The 19,426-nt window shown below is 59.9% G+C and carries 18 protein-coding genes; 6 read left to right on the top strand and 12 right to left on the bottom strand.

Features of this window, described 5'->3' with window-relative positions:
- Positions 1-8 precede the first annotated feature (8 nt).
- Positions 9-1,211: an ergothioneine biosynthesis protein EgtB gene (gene egtB, locus KHU30_RS17380; protein WP_211443874.1), complete on the bottom strand. Its 1,203-nt coding sequence runs from the start codon at positions 1,209-1,211 to the stop codon at positions 9-11.
- An 87-nt stretch (positions 1,212-1,298) separates the two neighbouring features.
- Positions 1,299-2,267 carry an L-histidine N(alpha)-methyltransferase gene (gene egtD, locus KHU30_RS17375; RefSeq protein ID WP_211443873.1) on the bottom strand — a complete coding sequence of 323 codons (969 nt, stop codon included), beginning with the start codon at positions 2,265-2,267 and terminating at the stop codon, positions 1,299-1,301.
- Between the two features lie 316 nt (positions 2,268-2,583).
- Between egtD and KHU30_RS17370 the strand changes: the two genes are divergently transcribed.
- Together KHU30_RS17370 and KHU30_RS17365 are read left to right on the top strand one after the other, a co-directional pair.
- Positions 2,584-4,380 carry an ABC transporter transmembrane domain-containing protein gene (locus tag KHU30_RS17370; RefSeq protein ID WP_211443872.1) on the top strand — a complete coding sequence of 599 codons (1,797 nt, stop codon included), beginning with the start codon at positions 2,584-2,586 and terminating at the stop codon, positions 4,378-4,380.
- A gap of 55 nt (positions 4,381-4,435) precedes the next feature.
- On the top strand, positions 4,436-5,545 hold the full coding sequence (locus KHU30_RS17365) for an NADH:flavin oxidoreductase/NADH oxidase (protein ID WP_211443871.1): 1,110 nt from the start codon (positions 4,436-4,438) through the stop codon (positions 5,543-5,545).
- 35 nt (positions 5,546-5,580) lie between these two features.
- On the opposite strand, the gene KHU30_RS17360 is transcribed toward KHU30_RS17365, so the two are convergent.
- A complete protein-coding gene (locus KHU30_RS17360; protein ID WP_211443870.1) occupies positions 5,581-6,540 on the bottom strand; it encodes a LysR family transcriptional regulator in 960 nt (319 codons plus the stop codon).
- 231 nt (positions 6,541-6,771) lie between these two features.
- On the opposite strand from KHU30_RS17360, the gene KHU30_RS17355 reads away from it, so the two are divergent.
- The 4 genes from KHU30_RS17355 to KHU30_RS17340 all read left to right on the top strand — a co-directional run bounded on the left by KHU30_RS17355 (position 6,772) and on the right by KHU30_RS17340 (position 10,462).
- Positions 6,772-7,377 carry a TetR/AcrR family transcriptional regulator gene (locus tag KHU30_RS17355; protein WP_211443869.1) on the top strand — a complete coding sequence of 202 codons (606 nt, stop codon included), beginning with the start codon at positions 6,772-6,774 and terminating at the stop codon, positions 7,375-7,377.
- Positions 7,378-7,486: 109 nt separating this feature from the next.
- Positions 7,487-8,644 (top strand): iron-containing alcohol dehydrogenase, encoded by a 1,158-nt coding sequence (locus KHU30_RS17350; protein ID WP_211443868.1) that lies wholly within the window; start codon positions 7,487-7,489, stop codon positions 8,642-8,644.
- Positions 8,645-8,718: 74 nt separating this feature from the next.
- Entirely contained in the window at positions 8,719-9,750 is a 1,032-nt protein-coding gene (locus KHU30_RS17345; protein WP_211443867.1) for an NADP-dependent oxidoreductase, read from the top strand.
- A 34-nt stretch (positions 9,751-9,784) separates the two neighbouring features.
- Positions 9,785-10,462 (top strand): type 1 glutamine amidotransferase domain-containing protein, encoded by a 678-nt coding sequence (locus KHU30_RS17340; protein ID WP_211443866.1) that lies wholly within the window; start codon positions 9,785-9,787, stop codon positions 10,460-10,462.
- Between the two features lie 121 nt (positions 10,463-10,583).
- On the opposite strand, the gene upp is transcribed toward KHU30_RS17340, so the two are convergent.
- The 9 genes from upp to thrS form a co-directional block, all read right to left on the bottom strand.
- A complete protein-coding gene (gene upp, locus KHU30_RS17335) occupies positions 10,584-11,234 on the bottom strand; it encodes a uracil phosphoribosyltransferase (RefSeq protein ID WP_211443865.1) in 651 nt (216 codons plus the stop codon).
- An 87-nt stretch (positions 11,235-11,321) separates the two neighbouring features.
- Complete coding sequence (locus KHU30_RS17330) at positions 11,322-11,729, bottom strand: MerR family transcriptional regulator (protein WP_211443864.1); 408 nt, start codon at positions 11,727-11,729, stop codon at positions 11,322-11,324.
- Positions 11,726-12,169: an integration host factor subunit alpha gene (locus tag KHU30_RS17325; protein WP_014005494.1), complete on the bottom strand. Its 444-nt coding sequence runs from the start codon at positions 12,167-12,169 to the stop codon at positions 11,726-11,728. The genes KHU30_RS17330 and KHU30_RS17325 overlap by 4 nt, the downstream gene beginning before the upstream one ends.
- 123 nt (positions 12,170-12,292) lie before the next feature.
- Positions 12,293-14,719 carry a phenylalanine--tRNA ligase subunit beta gene (gene pheT / locus KHU30_RS17320; protein WP_211443863.1) on the bottom strand — a complete coding sequence of 809 codons (2,427 nt, stop codon included), beginning with the start codon at positions 14,717-14,719 and terminating at the stop codon, positions 12,293-12,295.
- 174 nt (positions 14,720-14,893) lie between these two features.
- Positions 14,894-15,910: a phenylalanine--tRNA ligase subunit alpha gene (pheS, locus tag KHU30_RS17315; RefSeq protein ID WP_098492970.1), complete on the bottom strand. Its 1,017-nt coding sequence runs from the start codon at positions 15,908-15,910 to the stop codon at positions 14,894-14,896.
- A gap of 217 nt (positions 15,911-16,127) precedes the next feature.
- Positions 16,128-16,487, bottom strand: coding sequence for a 50S ribosomal protein L20 (gene rplT / locus KHU30_RS17310; protein ID WP_211443862.1), 360 nt, complete (start codon positions 16,485-16,487; stop codon positions 16,128-16,130).
- Positions 16,488-16,507: 20 nt separating this feature from the next.
- A complete protein-coding gene (gene rpmI / locus KHU30_RS17305; protein ID WP_153233211.1) occupies positions 16,508-16,705 on the bottom strand; it encodes a 50S ribosomal protein L35 in 198 nt (65 codons plus the stop codon).
- 196 nt (positions 16,706-16,901) lie between these two features.
- Positions 16,902-17,426 (bottom strand): translation initiation factor IF-3, encoded by a 525-nt coding sequence (gene infC, locus KHU30_RS17300; protein ID WP_081992442.1) that lies wholly within the window; start codon positions 17,424-17,426, stop codon positions 16,902-16,904.
- Positions 17,427-17,485: 59 nt separating this feature from the next.
- Positions 17,486-19,393, bottom strand: coding sequence for a threonine--tRNA ligase (gene thrS / locus KHU30_RS17295; protein WP_211443861.1), 1,908 nt, complete (start codon positions 19,391-19,393; stop codon positions 17,486-17,488).
- Between the last annotated feature and the right edge of the window lie 33 nt (positions 19,394-19,426).

The following is a 19,426-nucleotide window of genomic DNA, read 5'->3' as shown; positions in this document are numbered from 1 at the left end:
AAAAAAATTCAGGAACGCGCCAGCCGGATGCCGCTCAATTGCCAGCGCGCGGTGGCTGGAAAGAAGTTGCGGTAGCTCAGGCGCGCATGGCCATGCGGCGTCGCCGCCGAAGAACCGCGCAACACGTACTGGTTGACCATGAACTTGCCGTTGTACTCGCCGACGGCGCCGGGCAAGGCGACGTAGCCGGGATATGGCGCATAGCTGCTGGTGGTCCACTGCCAGGCGACGCCGAAATAATCCTCGCCTTGCGCCGCGGCGGCGGTCTCCCATTCCGCTTCGGTCGGCAAACGGGCGCCGGCCCAGCGCGCATAGGCTTCCGCTTCGAAAAAGGACAGATGGGTGACCGCCTCGTGCATGGCCAGCGGCTGCAAGCCGTGCAGGGTGAATTCGCGCCAGGCTGAATCGAATTGCGCCTGCGCCTGTTGCCAGTACAGCGGCCGCGTGATTTTCTGCTGCACCACCCATTCCCAGCCGGCAGCCAGCCACAGCAAGGGATTGCTGTAGCCGCCATCCTCAACGAACGCCAGGTACTCGCCATTGCTGACCAGCCGCGAAGCCATGCAGAACGGCTCGACAAACTGGCGGTGCCGCGGCGTTTCATTATCGAAGAAAAATCCCGGCCCGTCGTGCCCGACTTCCACGATGCCGGCTGCAAACGGCTGCCACTGCATCGCACGCGCGCCGGCCTGCCCTTGTCCCGCATCGGCCATGGCATCAGACCCAAGGTAGGGCGGCAGCAAGGGATTCATCGACAGCAAATGCTTGATATCGGTGAGCAGCAGTTCCTGATGCTGCTGCTCGTGCTGCAAACCCAGTTCGACCAGCATCGCCAGTTCGCCGGCAATGTCCGGCGCCTGTACTTGCGCCAGCAGCGCCTGCAGGCGCTGATCGACGTTCTGCCGGTAGGCCAGCACTTCCGCCAGCGCCGGCCGCGTCATCAGGCCGCGCTGGGCGCGCGGATGCTGTTCGCCGACGCCTTCGTAATAGGAATTGAAGAGCACCCGGAAGGCCGGATGGAACGGCTGGAAACAGGCTTCGAACCGTTCCAGGATGAAGGTCTCGAAAAACCAGGTGGTGTGCGCCAGATGCCATTTGGCGGGGCTGGCGTCCGGCATCGATTGCACGCAGCAATCTTCCGCCGACAGGGGCTGCACCAGCTGGCAGCTCCGTGCGCGCACGCGTGCGAAGGCTTCGGCCAAGTGATGCATCGCCTGGCCGGCAGGCGCGGGAGCCAGCCTCTGTCTTGTCGCCGTATCCATGGTAGTCCCGTTCAGTAGTTCGTTTTCTTGTGACGCTCAAGCGATGCGGGCGTGGCACACCATGAACCAGTTGCGCTCATCGCTCCAGGTCTGGACCTTGCCGAAACCGGCTTGCTGCAGCAGGTCGATAAATCCCTGCTCGGTGTATTTGTAGCTGCTCTCGGTATGGATGCTTTCGCCTTGGGAGAAGCGCCGCATGCCGCCGTCCTGCCAGTGGACGGTGAGATCCCGACGCGCTTCCAGATGCATTTCTATGCGATGCAGGCCCTCATTGTAAAAGGCCCGATGGCGCCATTGCTGCGGCTGGAAATCCGCCGCCAGCAAACGATTCACATGATTCAGCAGGTTCAGGTTGAAGGCCGCGGTGACGCCCAGCGCATCGTCGTAGGCCGCATCCAGGATCGGCTTGTCCTTGACCAGGTCGACGCCGATCAGCAGGCCGCCGTCGCTGCCGTTGATGGCCTTGCGGATATCGTGCAAGAACTTAAGGGACTCCAGCGGCGCAAAATTGCCAATCGACGAACCTGGATAGAAAAACTGGCGGCGCTGCGCTCCCAGCGTAGCCGGCAGCTCCAGCTCGGAGGAAAAATCCATGCCCAGGCAAGTCATCTTAATTTTCGGGAACTGCTGCTGCAATGCGGCCACCGCTTCCCGCAGGAATTTTTCCGAGATATCGATCGCTATATACTGCTTCGGCCGCAAGCTGGGAAACAGGCGCGCCGCCTTGCTGCAATTGCCGGCGCCGAGGTCGATCAGCGTCGCATCGGCGCCGAGCGCTGCCGCGATCGCGCCGGCGTGCTGTTCGAAGATCGCCGCTTCGGTACGGGTCGGATAGTATTCTGGCAGTTCGCAGATCGCGGCAAACAGGCGCGAGCCGAGCACATCGTATAGATATTTGGGAGAGACGTGGGCATGGGGCGCCAGCAGGCCGGCTACCAGCTGATCTTGAACCTCGTCTTGCGCTACGCAGTTTTCCGGATGCGCCGGTTGCTGCAGTTGAGCCAAAGGATTCTCCTGAGGTAGCTATCAGTGGATATCAGTGGAACGACACATTTAGTTGCTTGTTCAGCTACAAAAAATCACGTCCTTCGCAGCGAGATCCTGCGCTATCGCGCAACATCCACTACACTAGCAAACTGCCAGGCAATGCAGTAAGTATATCGATAATCCGCAATTGGTTGAAGTTCCCTTTGAATAGATGGCATAGCGCGTTCGCTCTCTTAACGGATGGCAATATGAATCCACGACGCGCCCTGCCATTGCAGCTTAATGCAGAGCAAACCGCAGGGCCAGGTCCAACGGCGCCCACACAGAATCCAACATGACAACCATCACTTCCAAAGAACCTCAAAAACGCAGTCTGGGCACACTCGTCGGCTTATTCCCTTTCCTGGCTCCCTATAAACGCCAGTTTGCCATGGCCAGCATCGCGCTGCTGGTGGCGGCCGGCGCTACCTTGGCGATTCCGTATGCGTTCCGGCAGATGATCGACCTCGGCTTCAGCACCGGCGGCATCCAGGGCGCTAACCACATCGACCTGTACTTCCTGGCGCTGTTCGGCGTCGCCTGCGTGCTGGGCGTGGCGACGGCTGCGCGCTTCTACATGGTGTCCTGGCTTGGCGAGAGAGTCACGGCCGACCTGCGCAGCGCGGTGTATTCGCATGTGGTGACGCAGAGCCCGCAGTTCTTTGAAACCACCAAGACCGGCGAGGTGCTGTCGCGCATCACCACCGACACCACCCTGATCCAGGCGCTGGTCGGCACCAGCATCTCGATGGCGCTGCGCAATGCCTTGCTGTTTGCCGGCGGCATGGTCATGCTGTTCATTACCAGCGTCAAGCTGAGCGCGATCATCCTGGTCATGCTGGCGCTGGTGGTGCTGCCCATCGTCTGGTACGGCCGGCGCGTGCGCAAGCTGTCGCGCGATTCGCAGGACCGCGTCGCCGATGCCTCGGCCATGGCCGGCGAAATCCTCAACGCCATGCCGACCGTGCAAGCCTTCACCCATGAAACCATCGAAGCGCAGCGCTTCGACATCTCGATCGAGAATGCCTTCAGCACTGCAATGGAACGGATACGCGCGCGTTCGCTGCTGACCATGATGGCGATCCTGCTGGTGTTCGGCGCCATCGTGTTCGTGCTGTGGCTGGGCGCGCACGCCGTGGTCCAGGGCCGCATGACAGGCGGCGAACTGGGCCAGTTCATCCTGTATGCGGCCCTGCTGGCCGGTTCCATCGGCGCCCTGGCGGAAGTAATGGGCGACGCCCAGCGCGCCGCCGGCGCCACCGAACGCCTGCTGGAACTGCTGGCGGCGCAATCGCCGGTGCAATCGGTGCTGCTGCCCGATTCGCTGCCGCCGCGCACCGCGCAGGGCGCAGCGCTGACGCTGGAAAACATCGGCTTCCGCTATCCCTCGCGGCCTGAGAGCGCAGCCCTGCACGGCTTGTCGCTGGATATCCGCCCGGGTGAAACGGTGGCCGTGGTCGGCCCTTCCGGCGCCGGCAAGACCACCCTGTTCCAGCTGCTGCTGCGCTTCTACGATCCGCAGCAAGGCAGCATCAAGCTCGATGGCGTCGACATCAAATATCTCGACCTGCATACCTTGCGCAACGCCATCGGCATCGTGCCGCAGGACACCATCATCTTCTCCGCCAACGCGATGGACAACATCCGCTACGGTCGCGTCGGCGCCAGCGATGCCGAAGTGATCGCCGCTGCCAAGATGGCGGCCGCCCACGAATTCATCGAACGCCTGCCGGAAGGCTATCAATCCTTCCTCGGCGAGCGCGGCGTACGCCTGTCCGGCGGCCAGCGCCAGCGCATCGCGATTGCCCGCGCCCTGCTGAAGAATCCGCCGCTGCTGCTGCTGGACGAAGCCACCAGCGCGCTCGACGCCGAATCCGAACGCGCCGTGCAAGGTGCGCTGGAAGCAGCGATGGTCGGCCGCACCACGTTGGTGATCGCGCACCGCCTGGCGACCGTGCAGCGGGCCGATCGCATCATCGTGCTGGAACACGGCCACGTGGTCGAAACCGGCAGCCATGCCGAACTGGTGGCGCACAACGGCTTGTACGCAAGCCTGGCAGCGCTGCAGTTCAATATCGTGAGCGAGGCCTGAGGCGGGCGACAGCAGGCCGTGCGGAATTTACTATGACCAACCGACAGGAAAAGATATGAGCATCTTGTTTTCACCATTGAAGCTGCGCGGCGTAACGCTGGCCAACCGCATTGCGGTGGCGCCCATGTGCCAGTACTCGGCCGAAGACGGCTTCGCCAACGATTGGCACCTGGTGCACCTGGGCAGCCGCGCAGTCGGCGGCGCCGGCCTGATCATCTTCGAAGCCAGCGCGGTGCTGCCGCAAGGCCGCATCTCGCCTCAGGACCTGGGGATCTGGAAAGACGAGCATATCGCGCCGCTGAGCCGCATCACCCGCTTTATCGAACAACAGGGCGTGGTGGCCGGCATCCAACTGGCGCACGCTGGACGTAAAGCCAGCGTCTGGCGTCCGTGGGAAGAACAGCAAGGCCGGGTGGAGCCGGAACAAGGCGGCTGGCGCACCGACGCGCCGTCGGCGCTTGCCTTCGACCCTAGCTACACCACGCCGAGCACGCTAAGCATCGAAGGCATCAGGGACGTGATCCAGGCCTTTGCCGATGCGGCGGTGCGCGCCCGCAAGGCCGGTTTCAAGCTGGTGGAAATCCACGCCGCGCACGGCTATCTGCTGCATCAGTTCCTGTCGCCGATCAGCAATCAACGTACCGACCAGTATGGCGGCGCGTTTGAAAACCGCGTGCGGCTGGTGCTGGAAGTAGTGGCCGCGGTGCGCCAGGTCTGGCCGCAGGATTTGCCGCTGCTGGTGCGGCTGTCAGCCACCGACTGGATCGAAGGCGGCTGGAACGCCGATGAAACCGTGGCTTTGAGCCGCCTGTTGCGCGAGGCTGAGGTCGACCTCGTGGACGTCTCCAGCGGCGGCAACATCGCCAGCGCCAGCATTCCGGTCGGCCCGGGCTACCAGACCAAGTTTGCGGCGCGGGTCAAGCACGAAGCCGGCATCGCCAGCGGCACGGTCGGCATGATTACCGATCCTGGCCAGGCCGAACATATCCTGCGCACCGAGCAGGCCGACCTGGTGCTGATGGCGCGCGAACTGCTGCGCGACCCTTACTGGCCGCTGCATGCGGCCGATGCCCTGCACGATGTTACTTCGTGGGCGCCGCAATACATGCGCGCGACTTCACGCAAATCGCCGCAGCGGCCGAATGTGGATTACAGCGAAAAGTAAAGCAGGAACTGTGTGAAAAAAGGTGCGGCGGATGATTACGGGGTCTGCTGCACCGGCTGCCTGGCCGGCGCCTTGCCGAGCCCGGCCGCCACTTCGGCGATCAGGCGCCGCAGCCAGACCACGTCCGGCGCAACATGCGAACGCGCATGCCACAGCATGTAGAAACGCATCTTCGGCATGTCGAACGGCAGGGTGAACATGCCGATCGGCCAGTCTTCGATGATGTGCTCGGCGAACTGGCGGCCGGTGGTGAAGATCAGGTCGGATTTCGACAGCACGTGCGGCACCAGCGCGAAATACGGAATCGTCACCTGCACGTTGCGCTTCAAGCCTTGCTCGGCCAGCGCGGCGTCGATGCCGCTGCGGTGCCCTTCTATGTATGGCGTCGGCGCCAGGTGCGGCATCTCCAGGTAATATTTCAGGGTCAGGCCCTTTTTCGCCACCGGATGGTCGCGGTGCATCATGCACACCACATCGTCGTCGAACAGTTGCGCCAGGTGCAGATGCTCGGGCGGGTCCGGCCAGTTGCCGATCACCATGTCGAAACGGCCGGTTTCCAGCGCGCTGGCGTAATCCAGGTTGGCGTCCAGCGCGTGCACCATCAGGCTGGCGCCCGGCGCGCGTTTGCGCAGCTGCTCGATGATCGATGGGATCAGCAGCATGTTCAGGTAATCCGGCGTGCCGATGTGGAACACGCGCGAGGTGCTGTCCGCTTCAAAGGCCGCTACCGGCGCGGCGATTTTTTCAATCACTTCCAGGCCCTGCTTGGCCAGCGCCAGCAGCTCCTGCCCGCGTTCGGTCGGCACCATGCCGGTCTTGCCGCGCACCAGGATCGCATCGCCGGTCAGCTCGCGCAAACGCTTGAGCGTATTGCTGATCGTCGGCTGCGACTGCCCCAGCTTGATGGCAGTGCGCGAGACACTTTTTTCCACCAGCAAGGTGTGCAGCACACGCAGCAGGTAGGTATCAAGATGGTGGTTGGTACGGGATGTCATGGGCGCCGCTAAAAAAGGTGGGGAACTGTCAACTTTCGGATAGATATGAAAATTGCATAATCAACCCCACCAGCATAACGGATATGCGTAAACATGAATAGTCGCCGGTAAAGCATGACTGGATAACGCTAAAGTATCGAATCAACCTGATTCTGTCGAAATTTGATTAAAAATTGTCAGTTTCGGCTCAATTAGACGACCGGTCTAATTTTGATGTAGAATCGATCCATCATGCGAACCACTTACGACACCACCAAGCGCCACATCCTCGACGCAGGACAGAAAATCATCGCAGTCAAAGGCTTCTCCGGAGTCGGGCTGAGCGAGATCCTGAGCGCGGCGGCGATACCCAAGGGCTCCTTCTATCACTACTTCGGCTCGAAAGAGCAGTACGGCCGGGCGCTGATGGAACAATACGTGGAAGACTACCTGCAGGCGCTCGACCAGGTCTTGCAGATCGGCGCCCGCCCACCTGCCGCCGAACCGGCGCGCGAGCGCTTGCTGCGCTACTGGAGCAACTGGCGCGAGACCCAGGCCGGCGGCGAAGCCATGGACAAGTGCCTGGTGGTCAAGCTCAGCGCTGAAGTGGCCGATCTGTCGGACGATATGCGGCTGGCCTTGTGCGCAGGCACCCAGCAGGTGATGGCGCGGCTGGCCGACTGCATCGCAGAAGGCATCGCCGACGGTTCCTTGCAGGTCGGCCTGGAGCCGCAGAAAACCGCGCAGATGCTCTATCAGCTTTGGCTGGGCGCAAGCCTGCTGGCCAAACTCCAGCGCGACCGCAGCCCGCTCGAAAACGCTATGGAAATCACCTTGAGCGTCCTGGCCTCGCCCTGATCAAACCGCACATCGCTACGCGCGCTTGCTTATTTCCTGTTACTTGCAAGCGCATTTATTTTTTTGCCGCTCGGCTGGTTGAGCGGCCTACTTGCCAAAGGAAATCCCCATGCTGAATTTTGAATTCTACAACCCCACCAAAATCGTCTTCGGCCGCGACACCATCGCCAAGCTGTCCCAGCTGGTGCCGGCGAAGGCCCGCGTGCTGGTCCTGTACGGCGGTTCCAGCGCCCAGAAAACCGGCACCCTGGCCGAAGTCAAGGCAGCGCTCGGCGAGCGCGAAGTCTATGAATTCGCCGGCATCGAACCGAATCCGAGTTATGAAACGCTGATGCAGGCAGTTGAGCAGGTGCGCGCGCAAAAGATCGATTTCCTGCTGGCGGTAGGCGGCGGCTCGGTCATCGACGGCACCAAGTTTGTCGCCGCCGCTGCGCATTTCGAAGGCGAAGCCTGGGATATCGCCGTCAAGCGCGGCGCCAACATCACCAGCGCCCTGCCCTTCGGCAGCGTGCTGACCTTGCCGGCCACCGGGTCGGAAATGAACAACGGCGGCGTTGTCACCCGCAAATCGATACAGGCCAAGCTGGCCTTCCACAGCCCATTGGTGTTTCCGCAATTCTCGATCCTCGATCCGAGCAAAACCTTCACCCTGCCGCCGCGGCAGATCGCCAACGGCGTGGTCGACGCTTTCGTGCACACCATCGAGCAGTACCTGACCTATCCGGTGCAAGGTCAGGTGCAAGACCGTTTCGCCGAAGGCTTGCTGCTGAGCCTGATCGAAACCGGCCCCAAAGTACTGGCCGAACCGGACGACTACGATGCCCGCGCCAACCTGATGTGGGTGGCGACACTGGCGCTCAACGGCCTGATCGGCGCCGGCGTGCCGCAAGACTGGGCTACCCATATGCTCGGCCATGAACTGACCGCGCAATACGATATCGACCATGCGCGCACCCTGGCCATCGTCCTGCCTTCCCTGCTGACGGTGCGCCGTCACAGCAAGCATGCCAAACTGCTGCAATACGCCGAACGCGTCTGGCAGATTACCGAAGGCAGCGAAGATGCCCGCATCGACCTCGCCATCGAACGCACCCGCGATTTCTTTGAAAGCATCGGCATCAAGACCCGCTTGTCGGACTATGAGCTGGGCCAGGCTGCGGTCGAAACAGTGCTGCTGCAACTCGAACAGCACGGCATGACCAGGCTCGGCGAACACCAGGACCACACCCTCGCAGTCAGCCGCAAGATCCTCGAAGCGGCGTTGTGAGATCGACGCTTAACTGATTCTGCACGCGCCGGCAAAACAGTGCCGGCATTCATTCCACTCAAGGAGTAGCGAACATGTCACAAAGCAAAACCATCAACCGCCGCATTCTGCTGGCCTCGCGTCCGCACGGCGCGCCGACGGCCGCAAATTTCAAGCTCGACCAAAGCCCGCTGCCCGCGCCTGCTGCCGGCCAGGTCTTGCTGCGCACGGTTTATCTCTCGCTTGATCCGTACATGCGCGGCCGCATGAGCGATGCACCTTCTTATGCGGCGCCGGTCGAAGTCGGCGAAGTCATGGTCGGCGGCACGGTAGCGCGGGTTGAGGCGTCGGAAAATACCGCTTTCAATGTCGGCGACCTGGTGCTGAGCTACAGCGGTTGGCAAGACTATGCGCTATCCAACGGCAAAGATTTGACCAAACTGGATCCGAAACTGGGCAAGCCATCCTTTGCACTGGGCCTGCTCGGCATGCCCGGCTTCACGGCCTATATGGGCTTGCTCGACATCGGCCAGCCGCAAGCCGGCGAAACCGTGGTGGTGGCTGCCGCCACCGGCGCGGTCGGTTCGCTGGTCGGACAAATCGCCAAGCTCAAGGGCTGCCGCGTAGTCGGCATTGCCGGCGGCGCCGACAAATGCAAATACGCAGTGGAAGAGCTGGGCTTCGACGCCTGCATCGACCATCGCGCCGCCGACTTCCCGCAGCAGCTGGCGGCCGCCTGCGGCAAGGGCATCGACGTCTATTTTGAAAATGTCGGCGGGGCCGTATTCGACGCCGTGCTGCCCCTACTGAACCTGCACGCCCGGGTGCCGGTATGCGGCCTGATCGCCAACTATAACGCCACCGGAAAGCCGCAAGGACCGGACCATCTGCCTGCACTAATGAGCAGCCTGCTGGTACGCCGCATCAAGATGCAAGGCTTCATCATCTTTGACTACCAGCCGCGCTACATGGAATTTTTCAAAGAGATGGGCGGCTGGGTCGCCGCCGGCAAGATCAAGTACCGGGAAGATATCGTTGAAGGGCTGGAGAACGCGCCACAAGCCTTCATAGGTCTGCTGGAAGGCAAGAACTTCGGCAAGCTGGTGATACGCGCCGGCGACGAATAAGCATCCCGGCCGACACCGCACAAAAGGAATTCATATGAACATATTAATGGTACTGACCTCGCACGACAAACTGGGCGACACAGGCAAGAAGACCGGCTTCTGGCTGGAAGAATTCGCCGCCCCCTACTACGCTTTCCTGGACGCCGGCGCCAAGCTGACCCTGGCCTCGCCGCATGGCGGCCAGCCGCCGCTGGATCCGAAAAGCGACGAACCGGACGCGCAGACCGAAGCCACCGAGCGCTTCCGCAAAGACAGCGCCGCGCAAGCCGCACTGGCCTCGACCATCAAGCTGTCTTCGGCTCAGGCGAAAGATTATGACGCCGTGTTTTATCCGGGCGGTCACGGTCCTCTGTGGGACCTGGCGGAAGACAAGGACTCGATCGCACTGATCGAAACCATGCATGCCGCCGGCAAGCCGGTCTCCGCGGTTTGCCACGCCCCCGGCGTACTGCGCCACGTCCGCGCTGCAGACGGCACGCCGCTGGTCAAGGGTAAGAAGGTCACCGGCTTTTCAGACAGTGAAGAAGCCGCAGTGCAGCTGACCGATATCGTGCCCTTCCTGGTGGAAGCCGAACTGAAACGCCTCGGCGGCAACTACAGCAAGGGAGAGGACTGGGGTAGTTATGCGGTAGCCGACGGCAACCTGGTTACCGGACAGAATCCTGCTTCTTCGGTTGCGGTGGCGGAGCTGGTGCTGAAAATGCTGGCTTAAGGTTGTAGCTGGTAAGGCATCGATCACGGCCTGATGTACTCCGTGGTCCGTTAAATGGGGGCAGAGTAATTTTCGCAAAAGGCCGCGAAAAAAAACTCTGCCCCCATTTGACTGCTACGGCTTATTTGGTGCCGAATATGCGGTCGCCGGCATCGCCCAGGCCCGGCACGATGTAGGCATGCGCATCCAGGTGCGAATCCAGGCTCGCCACATACAGCTTGACGCCAGGATGCGCATCCTGGAACACCTGCACCCCCTCAGGCGCAGCCACCAGCGCCAGGAAGATAATCTGGTCATCGCTGACGCCGCGCTTCTTCAGCACATCCACCGCATGCACCGCCGAATTGCCGGTCGCCACCATCGGATCGCAGACGATGAAGATGCGCTCCGCCAGATCCGGCAAACGCACCAGATACTCCACCGGCTGATGCGTATCCGGATCGCGGTACACCCCGATATGCCCCACCCGCGCCGATGGCACCAGGTCCAGCAAACCGTCGCTCATGCCTATGCCCGCCCGCAGCACCGGCACCACCGCCAGCTTGCGCCCGGCAATCACCGGCGCCTCCATGCTCTGCATCGGCGTCTCGATCAGCTGGGTTGTCAGAGGCAGGTCGCGCGTGATTTCATAACCCATCAACAAGGTAATTTCCCGCAGCAGCTGGCGGAAAGTGCGGGTTGAGGTTTCCTTGCTGCGCATATGCGTCAGCTTGTGCTGGATCAGCGGATGGTTGAGGATGAGAAGATTGGGGAAACGTGGGTCGCTGAGCATGATAGATAACGTAGACGAATAAAGAAAAAATAAGGCCCGGCCGTATATAAAAAAAGGAGAGATTTCTCTCCCCTCTGTGTTCAGTAGTTATTCTACGGCTGGCTCGGTTTTAGGTATCAGCAGTTCAAGTATCTGCTCAAGCTCGTGGCGCACCTCGACCAGATTCACCTCGTTCTGCTTGGCTTCAACAGCCTGCTCGGCTTCCGCGGCGGCGCCCAGGCGGCCGTCAAGCTTGTTGCGCGCGCCGCTGATGGTGAAGCCATGTTCGTACAGCAGCTCGCGGATGCGACGGATCAACAACACTTCGTGATGCTGGTAATAACGGCGGTTGCCGCGCCGCTTGACCGGCTTCAGCTGGGTGAATTCCTGTTCCCAATAGCGCAGCACATGCGGCTTGACGCCGCACAGGTCGCTGACTTCGCCTATGGTGAAATAACGCTTGGCCGGAATCGGCGGCAATACGACAAGCTCGGATTTACTAATGCGATCGTTCATGAATTAGCTGGGAGAGCGGCGGCAAACTGTTGGATAGGCTGGATGGGTTGCAGGCTTGCGGCTTCAACCATGCCCTTGAGTTTCTGACTGGCGTGGAAAGTCACCACGCGACGGGCAGTGATGGGAATCTCTTCCCCGGTTTTCGGATTGCGGCCCGGACGCTGCGGCTTGTCGCGCAGCTGGAAATTGCCGAAGCCGGACAACTTCACCGACTCGCCACGCTCCAGGGCATCGCGGATTTCATCGAAAAATGTTTCCACCATGTCTTTGGCTTCACGCTTGTTGAGGCCAACCTGTTCAAACAAAAGTTCAGCCAGCTCCGCCTTGGTCAGTGTCGGCAAATTCTTTTCTGCCTGCGAGCGGGCTTGCGCTTCACGCATCGCCCGGTTCAGATCGGCGTCCAGAACGGATTCAAATTCTACTGTCTGCATATTGTTCATTCTGTTGTTACGCCCCTGTCTTCTGGATTGCTGCCGCCGGCGCCACGCGTGCTTCTACAAACGCGTGCATCCGGCTTTTTTTGCTGCAGGTTTTATCATTAGATTACGCTGTCCGAGGGCAAATCAGGCGCGTAATCTTGCTGTTGGCACCTTGTTGACAGCAGCGATCAAAGCAGCCATGGCGGCTTCTACGGTGTCATCTTGGAGGGTGTTTTCAGTATCTTGCAAGGTAAAACGGAAAGCAAGACTTTTTTCGTCATTTTCCAACCCTTTGCCATGATATTCATCAAATAAAACAATGGCTTGCAGAATCCGGCATGCTGGATTTCCTTGCTGCTCAGCAGCAAAAACGTCCAGTAAATCCTGCGCATAAACCGCTTGTTTCACCACCACTGCAAGATCGCGCACCACCGCCGGGAATTTCGAAATTTCGACGTAAGCCGGCACTTGCCTTTGCTGCAACGCCAAGCCGTCGACTTCGAACACAACCGGCGCCAAAGGCAGCTCATATTTCTGTTGCAGGCGCGGGTGCAGCTCGCCGATGAAACCGACGACTTTATCGCCCAGCAGCACTTGCGCCGAACGGCCGGGATGCAGCGCCGGATGTTCAAGTTTAGCGAAACGCAAAACCACCGGCGCAAACAGGGCTTCCAGATCAGCCTTGACGTCGAAGAAATCGACGGTGCGGCTGGCCTGGCCCCACTGTTCGTCTGCTTGCGGGCCGTAGGCCAGGGCAGCGACCCGCTTCGGCTGCGCGTAGCCGGCTACCGACAGCGGACCGTTCTCGACTTGCTGGTCGCGCATGTAGACCGCGCCGGTTTCAAAAATCCGCACCCGGTTCAGCTTGCGGTTCAGATTGTATTTGACGTTGGCGATCAGGCTTCCGATCAGGGTCGAGCGCATCACGCCCATCTGGCTGGCGATCGGATTGAGCACCTTGATCGGCGCCAGGTTGCCGGCGAAATCGGCTTCCCATGCGGCTTCGACGAAGCTGAAGTTGATCACCTCCTGGTAATCCAGGTCCGCCAGCTGCCGTCGCGTGGTAAACAGCGAGCGCTGATTCTCCGGCGCGATGTACATGGCGTTCGGCGCTACCGGCGGCAAGGCCGGGATATTTTCAAAGCCGTAGACGCGGGCGATTTCCTCGATCAGGTCTTCCTCGATCTCGATATCGAAACGGTAGGACGGCGGCGTCACCGAGAACACGCCGTTCTCTTGCGTGAACGCCAGGCCCAGGCGCGTGAAGATATCGGCGATCTGGCTATCCGACAAAGGCACGCCGATGACGCGGATCGCGCGCGAAGTGCGCACCTTGACAGGATCGCGCTTCGGCAGATTGACGCTTTGATCGTCGATCGGGCCGATCTGGGTCGCAGGCGTACCGCAGATTTCGACCAGCAAGGCGGTAATCCGCTCGATATGTTCCACGGTGGAGGCGAAATCGACGCCGCGCTCGAAGCGATGGCCGGCATCGGTCGAGAAATTGAAGCGGCGGGCGCGGCCCTGGATCGCTTGCGGCCACCAGAAGGCGGCTTCCAGGTAGATGTTTTGCGTTTCCAGCGAAACTGCCGTGGCGTCGCCGCCCATGATGCCGGCCAGCGATTCGATCTGCCGGTCGTCGGCGATCACGCCGATCCATTCGTCAACGCTGACGGTATTGCCGTTCAACAGCTTGAGCGATTCGCCGGCCTTGCCCCAGCGGACATCGAGGCCGCCGTGGATCTTGTCGAGGTCGAACACGTGGCTAGGGCGGCCCAGCTCCAGCATTACGTAGTTGGAAATGTCCACCAGCGCCGAGATCGGGCGCTGGCCGCTGCGCTCCAGGCGCTGCTTCATCCATTGCGGCGTCGGCGCCTTGGCGTTGAGGCCGCGGATCACGCGGCCGGAGAAACGGCCGCACAGATCGGGCGCCGAAATCTTGACCGGCAGCGTTTCAGTAATGTTGGCGCTGACAGCCTTGAACACCGGCTGCTTCAGCGGGGTGCCGGTCAAGGCTGACACTTCGCGCGCCACGCCCAGCACCGACAGGCAATCCGCCTTGTTCGGCGTCAGCTTGATGGTGAACTTGAGGTCGTTCAGTTCGAAGTAATCGCGGAAATTCTGGCCGACCGGCGCATCGTCCGGCAGTTCCAGCAAGCCGCCGTGGTCTTCCGACAGCTTCAGTTCGCGCGCCGAACACAGCATGCCTTGCGACTCGACGCCGCGCAGCTGGCCCAGCTTGATCTCGAACGGCTTGCCGTCCGCGCCCGGCGGCAGGATGGCGCCGACCATGGCGCAAGGCACCTTGAGGCCAGGGCGCACATTAGGCGCGCCGCACACGATATTGAGCATGGCGCCGGCGCCGACATCGACCTGGCAGACATTCAGGCGATCGGCATTCGGATGCTTGGCGGTCTCGACCACCAGGCCCACCACGATATTGGTAAAGGGCGGCGCGACCGGCTCGACCTCTTCCACTTCGAGACCGGACATGGTCAGCAGATGGGACAATTCGTCCGAAGTCATCTTCGGATCGACCATGGAACGCAGCCAGCTTTCAGAGAATTGCATAGGTAAAACCTTCAAAAACCTGTATCAGGATTTTAGGTGACTATTCGGCGCCTGCAGAAAATCACCCTTGGCGTCATTCCCGCGAACGCGGGAATCCATTTTGCTCGTAACCTGGATCCCTGCGTTCGCGGGGATGACGGTGTAGTGTTCGTGCCAGCACCAAAGCTCGCCAGTTTAATTAAATTGTTTCAGGAAACGCAGATCGCCTTCGTAGAACAGGCGCAGATCGTTGATGCCGTAACGGAGCATGGTCAGGCGTTCGATGCCGGAGCCGAACGCAAAACCGATGAACTGTTCCGGATCCAGGCCCATGTTGCGCACCACGTTAGGATGCACCTGGCCTGCGCCCGACACTTCCAGCCAGCGCCCTTTCAGCGGACCGCTGCCGAAGGCAATGTCGATCTCGGCCGAAGGCTCGGTGAACGGGAAATAGGACGGGCGGAAACGCACTTGCAGATCGTCGGTTTCAAAGAAGGCCTTGACGAAATTCAGGTAGACGCCCTTGAGGTCGGCAAAGCTGATGTCTTCGGCAATCCACAAGCCTTCGACCTGATGGAACATCGGCGAATGGGTGGCGTCGCTGTCGACGCGATAGGTGCGGCCCGGAGCGATGACCTTGATCGGCGGCTTGTTCATGCGCGCGTAACGCACCTGCATCGGGCTGGTGTGGGTGCGCAGCAGCAGCGGCTTGCCTTCAGTGTCGTTGCCTTCGATGTAGAAGGTATCCTGCATCGAACGCGCCGGATGGTTTTCCGGGCTGTTCAGGGCGGTAAAGTTGGTCCAGTCGGTTTCGATTTCGGGGCCGTCGGCCACATCGAAACCGATCGAACGGAAAATTTCTTCGATGCGCTGCCAGGAACGCATCACAGGATGGATGCCGCCGACGCCGCGGCCGCGGCCCGGCAAGGTGACGTCGATTGCTTCCGCGTTCAGGCGCTCTTGCATCTGCGCATTGGCCAAGCCATCGCGGCGTGCGGTCAGCGCGGCTTCGATCTGCTCTTTGGCGTTATTGATGACTGCGCCCTGGACTTTACGCTCGTCCGGCGCCAGCTTGCCCAGCCCCTTCATCTGCTCGGTGATCTGGCCGGTCTTGCCGAGATATTTGGCTTTCGCGTTTTCCAGCGCGGCGGCGTCGACGGCGGCGATGAAATCAGCCTGGGCTTGCGTTACTAGTTGTTCTAGGGAGTTCATGCAGTTTTCCTGCTCCATTGAAGCCGAAATACATCCATCTATCCAGTCAGGGACAGAGCAATGCGCCACGGGACAGGCCAGGCGCCTCTTGAACTCTTCCGCAAACACGAAAAGTGGCGGTTAAAAACACAAACGGGGCACAAGGTGTTGACCTCTGCCCCGCTCGGGATTGCCACGCCGCAGAACTGCGCGGCATTGGCAAAACTACATAAGAAACTTACGCAGCGATGTTGGCTTTGACTTGATTGACAATCGCAGCAAACGCTGGCTTGTCCATCACTGCCATATCAGCCAGAACCTTGCGGTCCAGTTCGATCGAAGCACGCTTCAGACCGTTCATGAATACGCTGTATGTCATGCCATGCTCACGGGAAGCGGCGTTGATACGGGCGATCCACAATGCACGGAATACGCGCTTCTTGTTGCGGCGGTCACGGTATGCGTATTGACCAGCGCGCATGACTGCTTGCTTGGCTACACGGTAGACTCTGCTGCGGCGACCGCGGTAACCCTTGGCAAGGTTGAGAACTTTTTTATGACGGGCACGAGCTGTAACCCCACGTTTTACTCTAGGCATAATAACTCCTTAGTATGAGGTTAAGCGGTTGGCATCATGCGGGTAACGGAAGCCATGTTTGTATCATGGACACCGACGGAACCGCGCAATTGACGTTTGTTCTTGGTGGTTTTCTTGGTCAGGATGTGACGTTTGAACGCTTGGCCGCGTTTAACGGTACCACCTGGACGGACGCGGAAGCGCTTTTTGGCGCTGCTCTTCGTTTTCATTTTAGGCATGACACTATCTGTCCTCTAGGGACAGCTCCTTTTTTAACATGATTGCAGGTGGCAACAATATCGTTACGCTTGGATGCCTGCTCTCACTTGTTTAAACCCAGCTGCACGACTGCCACAGCTGGATTTCGCAGCAGGATCTCGCCTGCTGCTTTTGGGCGATCTGGACAATTGCTCATCCAAGTCGCCTAAACCCAAATTACTTTTTCTTCTTCGGGCCAATGATCATGATCATCTGGCGCCCTTCCATCTTCGGCCACTGCTCGACCTGTCCGTACGGCTCCAGGTCTGCTTTCAGACGTTCCAGCATGCGCATACCGATGTCCTGGTGAGCCATTTCACGACCGCGGAAACGCAGCGTGATCTTGACCTTGTCGCCGTCTTCGTCCAGGAAGCGGGTCAGGTTGCGCAGTTTGATGTTGTAATCACCATCATCGGTACCCGGGCGGAATTTGACTTCCTTCACCAGGATGACCTTCTGCTTCAACTTGGCCTCGTGCGCCTTCTTCTGTTCCTGGTACTTGAACTTGCCGTAGTCCATCAAACGGGCTACCGGCGGCTGGGCTGTCGGTGCGATTTCCACCAGATCAACGTTTGCCTCTTCCGCCAGGCGGAAAGCCTCAGCCAGACTGACGATACCGAGTGCTTCGTTCTCGACACCGGATAAGCGCAATTCTGGCGCCGTAATTTCGCCGTTGATGCGATGTGACTTGTCCGTAGCTATTGCAGTTTCCTTTAAAAATCAAATAATTAAGCCGTGCTCTTGCGCTTGGGTCATCCCGTTCAGGCTTTGGTCTCGACCTCGTTCCTGAGGCGCTCCACCAGTACGTCGATAGGCATCACACCCAGATCGACATTGCCCCGCGCTCGCACGGCCACTGTGTTTGCATCCCGCTCTTTATCACCGACAACCAGTATATAAGGCGGCTTCTGCAAAGAATGCTGCCGTATTTTATAGGTAATCTTCTCATTACGCAAATCCGTCTCTACCCTAAACCCTTGTTTTTTCAGCGTTTGTGCAACATTTTGGACATATTCCGACTGGGCGTCGGAGATATTCAAAACAACAACTTGCACTGGCGCAAGCCACAAGGGCATGGCGCCGGCGTGATTTTCGATCAGCATCCCGATAAAACGCTCCAGCGAGCCGACAATAGCACGATGCAGCATGACCGGTACTTTGCGGCCATTATCTTCAGTGACATATTCCGAACCGAGGCGGCCCGGCATGGAAAAATCGACCTGCATGGTGCCGCACTGCCAGGAACGGCCGATCGAATCCTTCAGGTGGTACTCGATCTTCGGGCCATAGAAGGCGCCCTCGCCCGGCAATTCTTCCCACTCGGCGCCGGAAGCACGGATGGCTTCGCGCAAGGCGCTTTCCGCCTTGTCCCAGACCTCTTCCTCGCCGACCCGCTTTTCAGGACGCAGGGCCAGCTTGACCGCCACTTCACTAAAGCCGAAATCGAGATAGACCTTGCGCACCAGCTTGTCGAAGACGGCAACCTCTTCCTGTATCTGCTCTTCTGTACAGAAAATATGGCCGTCATCCTGGGTAAAGCCGCGCACCCGCATCATGCCGTGCAAGGCGCCGGACGGCTCGTTGCGATGGCACTGGCCGAATTCGCCGAAACGCAAAGGCAGGTCGCGATAGCTGTGCAGGCTGGAATTGAAAATCTGGATATGGCCAGGGCAGTTCATCGGCTTCAGCGCATAGCTGCGGTTTTCCGATTCGGTGGTGAACATGCTTTCGCGATAATTTTCCCAGTGGCCGGTCCTTTCCCACAAGGAACGGTCGAGGATCTGCGGCGCCTTGACTTCCTGATAACCATTGTCGTTATAGACACGGCGCATGAACTGTTCGACCTGCTGCCAGATCGTCCAGCCCTTGGCGTGCCAGAAAATCAGGCCCGGCGCTTCGTCCTGGAAGTGGAACAGGTCGAGTGCGCGGCCCAGCTTGCGGTGATCGCGCTTTTCCGCCTCTTCCAGCATGTGCAGATAGGCTTCCTGCTCATCCTTCTTGGCCCAGGCAGTGCCGTACACCCGCTGCAGCATTTCATTCTTGGCGTCGCCGCGCCAGTATGCGCCGGCCAGCTTCATCAGCTTGAATACCTTCAGCTTGCCGGTCGACGGCACGTGCGGGCCGCGGCACAGGTCGGTGAACTTGCCTTCTGTGTAGAGCGAGACTTCCTGGTCTTGCGGGATCGAGCCGATCAGCTCCGCCTTGTAAGCTTCGCCGATCGATTCAAAATAGGCAATCGCTTCATCGCGCGCCACCACCTTGCGCGTGACGGGCTCATCCTTCTTGGCCAGCTCGGCCATCTTCTTTTCGATTTCCAGCAAGTCTTCCGGCGTAAACGGACGCTTGTAGGCGAAATCGTAGTAAAAGCCGTTTTCGATCACCGGTCCGATCGTCACCTGCGCGTCAGGAAACAGCTCCTTGACCGCGTAGGCCAGCAAATGCGCTGTCGAATGGCGTATCACTTCCAGGCCGTCGGCATCCTTGTCGGTCACGATCGCCAGCTCGACATCGCGCTCGATCAGGAAAGAAGTGTCGACCAGCTTGCCGTCGACCTTGCCGGCCAAAGCCGCCTTGGCCAGGCCGGCGCCGATGCTGGCGGCGACCTGCGCCACAGTCAGCGGCGCTTCGAATTGACGCTGTGAACCATCGGGAAGTTTGACTGCTATCATTTTGGGCCTCATATCGGCGCTCACTTGGAACGA

Origin of the sequence: Collimonas humicola (assembly GCF_018304945.1) — a bacterium.
Taxonomy (GTDB): Bacteria; Pseudomonadota; Gammaproteobacteria; order Burkholderiales; family Burkholderiaceae_D; genus Collimonas; species Collimonas humicola.
This window is presented reverse-complemented; position numbering and strand designations above follow the sequence as displayed.